At 34.9% G+C, this 11,990-nt stretch carries 9 protein-coding genes; 6 read left to right on the top strand and 3 right to left on the bottom strand.

Translation table 11 applies throughout. The features are described from left to right. Positions 1 to 45: 45 nt before the first annotated feature. Both ACH0B5_RS01830 and ACH0B5_RS01835 read right to left on the bottom strand, forming a co-directional pair. Positions 46 to 474: a PH domain-containing protein gene (locus ACH0B5_RS01830; protein ID WP_406927322.1), complete on the bottom strand. Its 429-nt coding sequence runs from the start codon at positions 472 to 474 to the stop codon at positions 46 to 48. A 266-nt stretch (positions 475 to 740) separates the two neighbouring features. After that, positions 741 to 1,196 (bottom strand): chemotaxis protein CheX, encoded by a 456-nt coding sequence (locus tag ACH0B5_RS01835; RefSeq protein WP_122970945.1) that lies wholly within the window; start codon positions 1,194 to 1,196, stop codon positions 741 to 743. A 432-nt stretch (positions 1,197 to 1,628) separates the two neighbouring features. Here ACH0B5_RS01835 and ACH0B5_RS01840 point away from each other — a divergent pair, with 432 nt between their 5' ends. The 4 genes from ACH0B5_RS01840 (at position 1,629) to ACH0B5_RS01855 (ending at position 8,166) form a co-directional block, all read left to right on the top strand. Further along, positions 1,629 to 5,252, top strand: coding sequence for a dynamin family protein (locus tag ACH0B5_RS01840; protein ID WP_341362011.1), 3,624 nt, complete (start codon positions 1,629 to 1,631; stop codon positions 5,250 to 5,252). Further along, entirely contained in the window at positions 5,253 to 6,059 is an 807-nt protein-coding gene (locus ACH0B5_RS01845) for a sulfurtransferase (protein WP_122970947.1), read from the top strand. Between the two features lie 73 nt (positions 6,060 to 6,132). Then, positions 6,133 to 6,429, top strand: coding sequence for a hypothetical protein (locus ACH0B5_RS01850; RefSeq protein ID WP_341362012.1), 297 nt, complete (start codon positions 6,133 to 6,135; stop codon positions 6,427 to 6,429). A gap of 528 nt (positions 6,430 to 6,957) precedes the next feature. Beyond that, positions 6,958 to 8,166, top strand: coding sequence for an NAD(P)-dependent malic enzyme (locus ACH0B5_RS01855; protein ID WP_122970949.1), 1,209 nt, complete (start codon positions 6,958 to 6,960; stop codon positions 8,164 to 8,166). A 54-nt stretch (positions 8,167 to 8,220) separates the two neighbouring features. On the opposite strand, the gene pepF is transcribed toward ACH0B5_RS01855, so the two are convergent. Further along, on the bottom strand, positions 8,221 to 10,029 hold the full coding sequence (gene pepF, locus ACH0B5_RS01860; RefSeq protein ID WP_122970950.1) for an oligoendopeptidase F: 1,809 nt from the start codon (positions 10,027 to 10,029) through the stop codon (positions 8,221 to 8,223). A 134-nt stretch (positions 10,030 to 10,163) separates the two neighbouring features. Between pepF and ACH0B5_RS01865 the strand changes: the two genes are divergently transcribed. Both ACH0B5_RS01865 and ACH0B5_RS01870 read left to right on the top strand, forming a co-directional pair. Next, on the top strand, positions 10,164 to 10,655 hold the full coding sequence (locus ACH0B5_RS01865) for a YaiI/YqxD family protein (RefSeq protein WP_122970951.1): 492 nt from the start codon (positions 10,164 to 10,166) through the stop codon (positions 10,653 to 10,655). Next, a complete protein-coding gene (locus tag ACH0B5_RS01870; RefSeq protein ID WP_122970952.1) occupies positions 10,652 to 11,974 on the top strand; it encodes a D-serine ammonia-lyase in 1,323 nt (440 codons plus the stop codon). The genes ACH0B5_RS01865 and ACH0B5_RS01870 overlap by 4 nt, the downstream gene beginning before the upstream one ends. Positions 11,975 to 11,990: the final 16 nt, after the last annotated feature.

The raw sequence follows: 11,990 nt of genomic DNA on the forward strand, positions 1-11,990 counted from the left end.
ATTATGGGACTTTTGCTTTTTTCATAGAAAAGGTTCTTCTTTATGCTATAAATTAGGACATCGTTTTTTTAATTCAGAAACGAAACGTTTTTTATCTGTAGGTGAAATTTTAACGCTCCCTAAAATACCTTTTTTATAAAAGATCTCAAGGCTATCTTTTGATGCCAACACCCGATAACCTGTAAAGATTTCTGTTGTCTCTGTTAGTTTTGTTATGTCTTCATAAGGGATACGAGTTTTAAAAAGTCCGCCTTTTACGAGTAACGTATCTGGATTAAAAATGTATTTAATAGAAAAGGACGTCCATAAAATAAAGGCAATAGATAAGAAACATAAAGAGAGGACAATGATTACATCTACTAACGTTTTGTCATTATCTAAAATGAGAGGAATTAACAAGACAGCCATTATGATAAATAACGTAATGGATATAACAACAACAAAAAAGTTATCTACTTTCGAACGAAACTCCATCCTATCCTTAACATTTATACGGAAGGAAAAAGGGAAAGTTTCACTCTAAAAAGGAGTTTATGACGAAATTTCACATAATTGAACTACTGTTGAAAGGAAAATTGTTAAAATTTTTATGACCTATGAATACATTTATTTGTCGTTTAATAAGATAAAAAGGCGAAGGATTTTTATTTTCAATTAAAACAACAACAAGAATGACTCCTTAAATCAATCTCTTAAAAAGTCATCCTTTTTGTTGTTTTAATAAAGAATGGAACAATCTATTACTCTTCGTCGATCGTAAATAGAATGGTAAGGGGACCGATATTTTCTAACATGGCAGGTAATTTAAATGCTTTTTCAAATCCACATAGTTTAGTTGTACCGACCATAACCGTTGGTGGTGTAATATCAACATTTAATGATTGTTGACCAACATGGGTACAAAGGTTTCCGGCAAACATATTTCCAAACTCTCCTGTAAAAGACTCTAACATTTCTCCTTCGATTGGAATTCCAAACATTTTAGTACCAATAGCGCTGATGGTGGATGAACTGCTATTAATAACAAGTCTTCCTTTAATATCTCCAATCAGACCGATTAAAACGCCCATTTCTTCTTGTATGTATGGTTGATTTAATACAGAAGGGGGTTGAATATTCATTTCCATTGGTAGAATCGTTTTTAATGAATGAATGGATCCATTTAAAACGGTTTGTATATGTTTTGAATTATTCAATAAAATCATCCATCCTTTTTTCTATTTTTCCCTATCTTACCATTGTTCTAGTATAATAGTATATGAAAATTATTATAATTTACATTCTTTTTAAGTCGGAAGTAGTATGAACTTGACGTTTTTACAAAATTTTTATTATAATTAGTGAAAATGATTCTCATTATAGGAGGTAGGAAAGAGTGGTTTATTTATTTGTTGCAGCAACAATTGTCATTTATGTTGGAGTTGGTACTTATGTACTAAAAAGAACGATTAAATCATAAAACATTCTTTTTTACCTATTAATTCCCCAACAATCATCATTATTTTTTAATTCCTTCCCTTTTATGTCAAAAAAATTCCCTTTCTGTTCATTTCTTTAGCGAATTTTGTCTTTTTTATTATGATAGTATATAATTGTGACAAAAATGAGACAAAGGGGCATTTATTTGCATGAGTTCTTTTGATGAAAAAATTGAAAATTTATTACAGCAATCCGCTGTACAATACATAATTTATAAAAAAAATGAAGATACAGAACGGATGGAAAAACTTCATTTATTCGCCCGTAAACTGTTACAAAAGGAATATGTTATTGGATTTGCTGGTCATTTTTCAGCAGGGAAATCCAGTATGATCAATGCGTTATCAGGTGAAGACATATTAGCAGCAAGTCCTATTCCTACTAGTGCAAATATCGTCAAAGTGCATAAATCGGAAGAAGATTATGCCATTGTATATATGCATCATGAAAAACCGGTGAAATTTGAAGCAGGTTATGACTTTAAAACGGTTAAAGAGTTAAGTAAAAACGGTGAGCTCGTATCCCAAATTGAAATTGGCCATCGTGATTCCACATTACCTTTAGGGGTCACTGTAATGGACACCCCAGGAGTCGACTCTACCGATGATGCCCATGCCATGTCGACAGAGTCAGCACTCCATATTGCCGATGTCGTTTTCTATACGATGGATTATAACCATGTTCAATCCGAGTTGAATTTCCAATTTACAAAGCAATTAATGAAATACAATCCAAATGTATATTTAATTGTTAACCAAATAGATAAACATAAAGATTATGAACTTTCCTTTGAAGACTTTAAACAGTCCGTTCATCAATCCTTTGCAGCGTGGGGCGTTGAACCTAAAGGGATCTTTTTCACTTCATTGCGGGATTTTGAACATCCTCATAACGATTTTGAAACGGTGAAAAAAATCGTGATAGATTCGATGAAAGATTGGAAAGAACAGTTGATTGTTACCGCGGAAAATACTTTATTAAAATTACAAAATGAACATATCTATTATTTAGAGGAAGAAAAACAACAGTTATTGACCGAATCTGAAAATGTTTTAAGTGATGAAGAATGGGAAAATCATCAGGATATTTTGGAACAATACGAAAAATTAAAGCTTCAAACAGAATTATTTTCCATTGAAAATTGGAACGAATCCTTTAAAGAGAAAAGTAAAGAATTACTTTCGAATGCGGCTATTATCCCAGCTGACTTCCGCGAGAAATTACGGTTGTATCTTGAAAGTACTCAACAAGGATTTAAAGTGGGTGGTCTATTTTCTGCCAAGAAGAAAACGGAAGAAGAACGAAATCGCCGAATTCAAGACGTATACGAGCAATATAAAGTCATTTTACAATCCCAAATTATTGGCCATTTAAAAAATTTAATGAAACAATCATTAAAAGATGTTGGCGTATTGACAGATGAACGGGCTAGCAACATCGATTCGATGTCCTTTGATGTTCCATTTTCTTTAATTGAACAACAGGTTAAAAAGGATTCGTTAGTAACTGGTGATGCCGTTCTAAACTTTGCTAACCGAGTAGCGGAAGCAACGAAAAGATATTTCATTGAAGCAACGGAAATTTGGAGAGATCAACAAAAGGATGTATTGGCAGATGCCTCTAAACAACTTTCTGCCCCAGTAAAGGCAAAGTTAAAAGTGTTAGAAGAAAAAGTAGAAGCGATTCAATCGATAATAAAAGTTGATGAACAAAAACAGTTTGCTGAAAAAGAAATTAAAACTGCAACGAAAGATACGCGTAATGGAGCATCAAACCAATACAAAGCATGGCAGGAGAGTTATGAGCAGTCATTGAAAGACATTCGACCATTCGATCCTTCAATGCTCGTTGTTAAGGAGTCCAAAACGGAAGAAGAAACGGATTCAGTACAACAAACAGCCCATTATAATGAAAAAAGCGGTGAAGTCATTCAAGCTGCGATTCGAACAGCCAATGCAGTGAAAAAAGTTGACGGCTTTGAAGAAGTTGCTCAATTTTTAATGAAGAAGGTTGAACGTTTAGAGAAAAAGGATTTTACAATCGCCTTATTCGGTGCATTTAGTGCGGGTAAATCGAGTTTCTCCAATGCGTTAATGGGGGCTAAAGTATTACCTGTGTCACCAAATCCAACGACAGCGGCGATTAATAAAATTCGCCCTGTAACGAATGAACATCTTCATGAAACGGCAGATGTTCAATTGAAAACAGCAGAACAGTTACTAGAAGATATCCGTAGTTCTTATGAAGCTATCGGTATGTCGATTCATTCTTTACAAGAAGCATTTGAACGGGCAGAAGAAGGCGTTGCAGTACAATTAACCGATGAACGTCTTAATGTACACAAATCTTTTATCCGTGCTTTTGCCCACGGTTTCAAAACGTACGAATCCCAATTAGGTCAAACTTTACGTGTAGACCGGGAAGAGTTCGAGCGTTTTGTTGCGGAAGAGAGTCGTTCATGCTTTGTTGATAATATTGATTTTTATTATGATAGTCCATTAACTCGTATGGGTGTTACCCTTGTTGATACACCAGGAGCAGACTCGATAAATGCTCGCCATACGGGAGTAGCCTTTGACTATATTCGTAATGCAGATGCTATTTTGTTCATTACGTATTACAATCATGCCTTTGCAAAAGCTGACCGGGAGTTTTTAATTCAATTAGGTCGTGTGAAGGATGCCTTTGAATTAGATAAAATGTTCTTTATTGTAAACGCCATTGATCTTGCTTCTACGAAAGAAGAAGAAGAGGACGTAAAAAATTATGTTAAAACAGAACTTCAACGATTTGGCATTCGATTCCCTAAATTATTTGGTGTTTCAAGTTTACTTGCCTTAAAGGAAAAAGTGGAAGGTACCGATCTCCATTCAGGTATGGAACCGTTTGAAGAATCGTTCCATCACTTCTTAAATGAAGAATTGGCCTCTATTGCGGTACAAGCATTGCACGAGGAAGTTGAAAAAACACAGCAACGACTATTTGACTTAATTGCTCAGACGGAAGAAAATTTAAAGCGAAAAGATGAGCGATTAAAAGAATTAGAAGAGCTGGAACAGCATATAGAAAAAACGTATAGTAGTGCTTCTACTAGCATGTTAAAAAGCGATATGAAGCAAGAGTTGGATGAACTTCTTTACTACGTTATGCAACGCGTTTATTATCGATATCCTGATTTCTTTAGAGAAGCGTACAATCCTTCAGCATTTTCATCTAAACCAGCACAAGCTGCGCTAGAACAAGCGTTAAAGGAGACGATCCATGCTCTAAGATTTGATTTTGCCCAAGAACTACGGGTGACAAATTTCCGTTTAGCCCAATTTATACAAAAACGTATTCAAGAACGATTCAAAGATGAAGTAAGGTCATTAAAAGAGTTAAACCCAAGCTTCTCCTTTATTTCCTTTGAGTCCGAAGAACCAAGTTTGTTAGATTTTAAAGGACCGTTTGACGACGAGAAAAAATATGCATCGGTAAAATCTTACTTTAAAAATGCAAAATCCTTCTTTGAGAAAAATGAGAAGGAACAATTGAAAGCAGCTTTAGAGGAGTTAACGAAACCAGATGCGCAAAGTTACTTAGATTATGAAAAAGAACAAATTTTGCAATGGGCTGCCCAATTAATTGATTTAAAAACGAAGGAATTAAACGATCATTTATTGAAACAAGCGTTAAATCAAATTGAAACAGAACGTCTATTACTACAAGAAGAAAGCCGATTAGCGTCTTGGAAAACGATTTATTCGGAATTACAAAAGACGGAGGTAAAGTAGATGGGGAATGTGTTTATTGATGCTTCAAAGGTTACAAAGGGACGATTTATCGATACGCGTTTTAATTTGCAAGATAAACTTTGGGGGCAAAAGGTGTTTGAACAGGCTCATATAGAGGGGGCGCTTTTCTGGGATTTAGAACGGGATTTATCCGATATGATAAAAACAGAAGGGCGTCATCCGATGCCGTCAAAAGAAAAACTACAAAATTTATTTGAAACATCTGGGTTAAATTATGAAGATACCATTTATGTTTATGACCAAGGCGGTGCTCCCTTTGCTGCCCGGGCATGGTGGATGTTAAAATATGCAAATTTCCCAAATGTTTTTATTGTAAATGGGGGCTATGATGCCTTAATTGAAGCAGGTTGGCAATCATCAGCGGAAGTTTCTGTTTTTCCACCGACGCAGCTTTCAATTACTTGGAACGATTCCATCTATGCAACAAGACAAGATGTGAAAAGGATCGTAGATGGTGTTGACAAAGCGATTCTTTTAGACGCGCGGGCGAGGGTGCGTTATTTAGGCGAAACAGAGACGATTGATAAAGTAGCTGGCCATATTCCGACTGCGAAAAATTTTGACTGGGAACAGTTGAAAGAAGGAACATTCCTTCGTGGGAACGAATTATTACAACAGCAAGTACAAAAGGATGAACAAATTGTAGTTTATTGTGGTTCGGGGGTAACGGCATCACCTTTATATGCCGTGTTAGCTGATTTAGGATACGATGACTTAAAGTTATATGTCGGTAGTTACAGTGACTGGATTACACAATACGATATTGAAACGGGTGACAATAACTAAGTTCTTATTGGACAAATCATCTTTATGAAGCGTTGTACAATTATGTCGCTTATTAAAAAGGAGAAATGACATTTTGAAAGTAATTTTAGAATTAATTCGAATTTTAGTGATATCATTCATTCTCGGAAGTATAATGAGTGCCATGATGACTATTATTTATCGATTATTTTCTGTAGATATTACGAATACAAATGGTGTTTTTTTAGTCGGAATAGCCATTTTCATATTGCTCTTCGTATTGTATAGAAATAAACTTCAATTTTCAGGTTTTTATGATGGGGAAGGGAAAATAAAACTTTCCAAAAAGGTAAGTTGTTCTCTTATCTCCCTTTCTGTTTTCCTATTTATCATGGCGCCTTTTATTCAGTAGGTTATCGAACGTGTAAATGAATAGCACAATTTTTATTCAACAGCACTCTTTGTTAAAGAGTGCTGTTTTTTATGGTTATTTAAATAAAATGACCACAACATTTTGGATTAAATGGAAAAAATGCATCATTCTAAATAAATAATAGGCATGAAGTCTGACTGTAATATGTGACGAAATTGTGAACTGATGGGTTGCTTTTGTGAAATTTTGAACAGAAGACATTGTGAAAGATTTCATATTACGATTGAAAAAGTAATACGTGTTTTATTTCACACAATGGCATTCAACGAAATAGAGTTTTATAAAAAGTAAGGGGTTGCAAATATTATATTAATAAAATAAAAATATTGAAAAATACGTTTGAAATTGTGGTTGTGAAAAAATGAGTAAATGGCATAAATGTTGCAATAATAACGTTTTGTCAATTTGATTTGTAATTTTTCGCTATTTTTTGTTGACTCTGTTTTGTTAAAGCGATATTATTCAAAACTATATAAACCAAATTGGAATTTGGAAAGGGTGGGTATTTTGGATTTAATGAAAAAATCAATTGAAATGCACGGTCAACATAAGGGGAAAATGGAGATTGTTTCGAAAGTACCTTTGAAGGATACGTACGATTTAAGTTTAGCTTATTCACCAGGGGTTGCAGCACCATGTTTAGCAATCCAACAAGATCCGTCCACTGTATATGACTACACAATGAAAGGAAATCTTGTAGCGGTTGTAACAGATGGTACAGCAGTATTAGGATTAGGTGATATCGGACCAGAGGCTGCATTACCGGTTATGGAAGGAAAAGCATTGTTGCTAAAAAGGTTTAGTAATGTAGATGCAGTACCAATTTGCTTAAATACAAAGGATGTTGATGAAATTGTTCAAACGGTAAAATTAATTGCTCCAACTTTTGGTGCAATTAACTTAGAAGATATTTCAGCTCCTCGCTGTTTTGAAATTGAAGAACGGTTACGGAATGAATGTAATATTCCAGTATTCCATGATGATCAACACGGAACAGCAATTGTGGTAGGTGCTGGTTTGTTGAATGCAATGAAGTTAGTGGGCAAAAAAATGGATCATATGAAAATTGTCATTAATGGGGCAGGAGCTGCTGGAATTGCTATTTTACGTATTTTATTACATTTAGGATTTAACAATGTTGTTATTTGTGATACGAAGGGTATTATTTATAGTGGTCGACCAACTGGAATGAATCCAATGAAAGATAAAATTGCCCATTTAACAAATCCTGAAAATTTACAAGGTAGTCTTAGTGATGCATTAATTGGAGCGGATGTATTTATTGGTGTTTCTGTAGCTAATTTATTGACGAAAGAGCATATACAATCAATGAAGTCTGATTCCATCGTATTTGCCTTGGCAAATCCAAATCCAGAAATCACCTATGAAAATGCAAAGGCTTGGGGGGTTCGTGTTATTGGAACAGGACGTTCAGATTATCCAAATCAAGTAAATAATATGTTAGCTTTCCCAGGAATATTTAGAGGTGCTTTAGATGTAAGAGCTACGGCGATTAATGAAGAAATGAAGTTAGCTGCAGTAGAAGCAATTGCTTCATTAGTATCAGATGAAGAGTTAAGTGAAGACTTTATTATTCCAAAATCGATGGATGAACGGGTAGCTCAAGTGGTAGCAAAAGCGGTTGGAAAAACAGCTATTCAAACCGGTGTATCTATTTTATATAAACAGTCATTAAATAGCGAATTAGTAATTTAAAAAAAGGGCTACATGATCTATTTTTTCAAATAGATCAGTGTAGTCCTTTTCCTCTTATGCCTTTGTTTCTTCTACTATTTCATTTGTTAATTGTTCAAGCTGGTCTATTAAAGAACCGATAAATGCGATTGTATCTTTTAATGGTTGATCTGTCGTAATATCGACTCCTGCCATTTTAGCAAGTTCTACTGGAGTTTTTGTTCCACCAGTTTTCAATACATTGATCCAATCTTGTACAGCTGTCTCTCCTTCTTGAAGAATGCGCTGAGAAACTTGAGTAGCGATAGTTAGTCCAGCTGAGTAAGTGTATGGATATAAGCCCATATAATAATGTGGTTGGCGCATCCAAGTAAGCTCTGCACCTTCAGTAATTTCAACAGCGTCTCCCCAGAAATCTTCTAATACGTTGCGTTTAATTTGATTTAAAATCGATGCATTTACACTACCACCTTCATCGATGATTTCGTAAACTTTACGTTGGTAAGCAGCCTCAAGTAAATGGGTAACGAAATTATGATAGTAAGTACGGGCAATAATTGTTGAAATAACCCAACGTTTAAAGCGAGGATCATTTGAATTTGCAAGTAAATGATTGGCCATTAACATTTCATTCATTGTAGATGGTGCTTCGATAAAGTATAAAGATGGTCTTGAATTGAAAATGTTTTGTTCGCCATGGGCTAAATAGAAATGGCCCGCATGACCTAATTCGTGGGCTAAGACAAACACTTCGTTCATACGGCTCGTCCATGAAATTAAAATGTATGGATGATACCCATATGGGCTTGAACAGAAGGCACCCGTTGACTTTCCTTGATTTTGAGCAAAGTCAATCCAACGCTCATCAAAGGCACGGTTTAACATGTTTTGATAATCTTCCCCCATAACGGCTAAACCGTCGAGCATATATTGGCGCGATTCTTCAATTGAAATTTTTGGTTCATATGTCGGGTCTAAAGAAATTTTTAAATCTGCAAACGTCATTTTCTCTAATCCATGTACTTTTTGTAATAGCTTTGCATAACGACGCATATGTGGAGCTAACTCTGTTGTAATTAAATCAATTTGGCGATTATAAAGTTCGCGGTCAACCTTTTGATCAAAAAGGAGGGCATCAAAAACGGAATCGAAACCACGCAAATCAGCATCTGTTTTTTCAATTTTTAAATGGTTGTCATACGTTTTAGCTGTCGTATGTTGATAATCACGTAACTTAGTAGAGAAGGCTTCAAATGCAGCGCGGCGAATGGCTGTATCACTTTCTAATTCCCAATCTCCTTCAAAGGAATTGTAGCTAAGTGGATAACTTTCCCCATTTACTTCGAAATTATCAAACTTCATATCTACTAATTTCGTCGTATTATATAGTTCATAAGGTCCGTCAAAGGTAGAACCGAAAGCGGCTAAAGCTTTTTCTGCTTCTGGATGCAATTGATAAGGTTTTTGACGTAACACGTCATCAATGTAATGTTCAAATTGAGGTGCTAACTTTTTAGCCTCCATTAAAACGTCTTCATTCAATTGAAGAAGTTCACTTGTAATGAAAGAAAGTTGAGCGCGAACTTTTGAATAATTTTGCCCTACTTTAGCTGAACGCATTTGTGCTTCATCATTTGTTTGATCTTCACTTAATGAAAGACTTGCATAGGTTGAAATAGGGACCATTTTTTCATATAAATTTTGGTAAGCTGTTAGAACTAAGGTAACTTTTTTTGCACTATCGATTTTCCCTTTAAATTCTTCTTCAATTTGATTGGATACTTTTAGAACGTTTTTCATTGCTTCTTCAAAGGCTTGTTCTGTTTCGAAAAGATGGGATAGATCCCAAGTTTCTTCTAATTTAACTTCGCTTCTTTTTAACATTCCTTTTCCTCCCTTATTCCGGTAGTCGAAATAAATTGTACCATAAACTTTTCAATATGAATATCTATTGAGCGAAAATTCGAACATTTAATTTGTTAATTTAGATAGAATATAATGTAAGGAATCAATGTAAAATGATTTATTATAGGAGGGGATTAGAGATTTTACAATTACTAATTGATGCTGATGCATGTCCAGTTATTGATTTAGCGCTAACTGTCGCATCTCAATACGATATTAAACCGATTTTATTCTGTGATACTTCCCATCGGATTGAAAGGGAAAATGCGATGACAATTATAGTACCAAAAGGACCGGATTCCGTAGACTTTAAATTGGTAAACGCAATCAATAAACATGATATTGTTATTACTCAAGACTATGGCCTTGCAGCAATGTGTATAGCTAAGGGTGCCTTTGTTGTTGATCAAAACGGTCGAGAAATGACGTCAGAAAATATTGATCAGTTGCTTGCTATCCGTTATGAAAATGCAAAATTAAGGCGTGCAGGTGGAAGAACAAAAGGACCGAAAAAAAGGACAGAACAAAATAATTTAAACTTTAAAAATTCCTTTCAACGAATATGTGAAAAAGCTGTATTAGTAAAGGGGGAAGGAAATCGGTGAGGGAAAATAAACAAATAAATCAATTATATCAACAACATCCTTTACTGAAGAAAATCGCTTCTCTGAAAAAGGTTTTGTGGCTTAATCCGTTTGAAGCCCGTGATAAAAAAGTAGAATCTTTTTCTTTTCATAAAGTATTAGATGCAGAACAAAGGCTTAAACGCTTTTCGTCTTATTTAAAAATAGCCTTTCCTGAAACTGAATACTGTAACGGTATTATTGAATCGGATATTAAAAACATATCGAATTTTAGACATTGGTTACAAAAGAGTGGTGATGTTAGCATACAGGGGAAACTATTGTTAAAGTGTGACCATGCCTTACCTATTTCTGGCTCGATTAAAGCGAGAGGTGGTATTTACGAAGTATTAAAATTTGCCGAACAACTTGCTTTAGAAAATCAAATGATTCGTCTAGAAGATGATTATTCCATTTTTCATTCTGAATCTTTCCGAACATTTTTTAACCAGTATAAAATCGCAGTCGGTTCAACTGGGAACTTAGGGTTAAGCATCGGTATTATAGGAGCGAAGCTAGGCTTCCAAGTAACCGTACATATGTCTGCTGATGCGAAGGAATGGAAAAAACAATTACTTCGTCAAAAAGGTGTAGAAGTCATTGAATATATGTCTGATTATAGTAAAGCAGTGGAACAAGGTAGAAAACAAGCAGAGCTAGATCTAAAGTGTCATTTTATCGACGATGAAAATTCACAGGATTTATTTGCTGGTTATGCCGTTGCAGCCTTAAGGTTAGAAAAACAATTAGCGGATGCTAATATTAAAGTCGATGCAAATCATCCCCTATTTGTTTATATACCTTGTGGAGTAGGGGGAGGTCCTGGTGGAGTTGCCTATGGATTAAAGCAACTTTATGGGGAACATGTACATATATTTTTTGGTGAACCACTGCAATCTCCTTGTATGTTAATCGGTATGATGACAGGTTTACATGATGAAATCTCTGTTGCTGACATTGGTCTAACGAATAAAACCGAAGCAGATGGATTAGCAGTAGGAAGGGCTTCGAAATTTGTTGGGAAAGTAATGGAGCCAATCATTAGCGGTTGCTATACTGTGGATGAATCTTTCTTATTTCAAAGCTTACGACGGTTAAATGAAATGGAACAAATTTTTGCAGAACCTTCTGCCCATGCAGGGATTTACGGTCCCATCGCCTTATTTAAAAATGGGCAGCAATATATCGAACGTAATCAATTATCCGATAAAATGGAACAAGCGACCCATCTTATTTGGTCAACTGGTGGTAATATGGTGCCGATAGATCAAAGACAACAATATTTACAAAACAGCAATTAAAAAAATGCCCTAAACG

The sequence above is a fragment of the Ureibacillus sp. 179-F W5.1 NHS genome (genome assembly GCF_045369345.1).
Lineage (GTDB): Bacteria > Bacillota > Bacilli > Bacillales_A > Planococcaceae > Ureibacillus > Ureibacillus halotolerans.